The organism is Acidovorax sp. KPB24-07 (assembly GCF_057543315.1).
In genome coordinates, this window is record NZ_BAAJYS010000665.1 from 1 (window position 1) to 1,269 (window position 1,269).

Genomic DNA, 1,269 nt, shown 5'->3' on the forward strand with positions numbered 1-1,269 from the left:
GCAGGCCGCGCCCGCGCTGCGCCTGGCGCAGGCGGCCTGAGCCCCGCCGGCCACCCCATTCCCCCTTCCTCTGTCCAGGAGCATCGCCATGAGCCACGACACGACTTCCGCTTCTTCTTCCTCCGCCGCCGGCATCCGCTTCGCCTACTGGGTGCCCAACGTCAGCGGCGGGCTGGTGGTCAGCACCATCGCCCAGCGCACCGACTGGAGCCTGGAATACAACCAGCGCCTGGCGCAGGCGGCCGAGAAGGCAGGTTTCGACTACGCGTTGAGCCAGATCCGCTTCACCGCGGGCTACGGCGCCGAATACCAGCACGAGTCGTGTCGTTCAGCCAGGCGCTGCTGCACGCCACCACCAAGCTCAAGGTGCTGGCCGCCATCCTGCCCGGGCCGTGGAGCCCGGCCGTGGTGGCCAAGCAGATCGCCACCATCGACCACATCTCGCAGGGGCGCATCGCCATCAACGTGGTGAGCGGCTGGTTCAAGGGCGAGTTCCAGGCCATCGGCGAGCCGTGGCTGGAGCATGACGAGCGCTACCGCCGCTCCGAGGAGTTCATCCGCGCGCTCAAGGGCATCTGGACGCAGGACAACTTCACCTTCAAGGGCGACTTCTACCGCTTCAACAATTACACGCTGAGCCCCAAGCCCGTGCAAAAGCCCCACCCGGAGATCTTCCAGGGCGGCAGCTCGCGCGCCGCGCGCGACATGGCCTCGCGCGTGTCGGACTGGTACTTCACCAACGGCAACACGCCCGAGGGCGTGAAAAAGCAGATCGACGACATCCAGGCCAAGGCCGCCGAGACGGGCCACCGCGTGCGCATCGGCATCAACGCCTTCGTCATCGCCCGCGACACCGAGGAAGAGGCCCGCGCGGTGCTGAAGGACATCATCGACCACGCCCATGTGGAGGCCGTGCACGCCTTCGGCGACGCGGCCAAACAGGCCGGCCAGGCCTCGCCCGAGGGCGAGGGCAACTGGGCGAAATCCACCTTCGAGGACCTGGTGCAATACAACGACGGCTTTCGCACCAACCTCATCGGCACGCCGCGCCAGGTCGCCGAGCGCATCGTGGCGCTCAAGGCCGTGGGCGTGGACCTGATCCTGGCCGGCTTCCTGCACTTCATCGAAGAGGTCGAGTACTTCGGCGAGAAGGTGCTGCCGCTGGTGCGCGAGCTGGAAGCGCAGGGCCTGGGCGCACCCGCCAGGGCCGCCATCGGCGAGCCCGCCGAGGCCGTGGCCGCCTGACCCGCGCAGGCACAACGCCCCACC

General features: G+C 68.5%; 1 pseudogene. It reads left to right on the forward strand.

The annotated features are described in order from the left end of the window. The first annotated feature begins 88 nt into the window (after positions 1–88). Positions 89–1,245 (forward strand): annotated as a pseudogene (sfnG, locus tag AC27IQ_RS24830) (dimethylsulfone monooxygenase SfnG). Positions 1,246–1,269 lie beyond the last annotated feature (24 nt).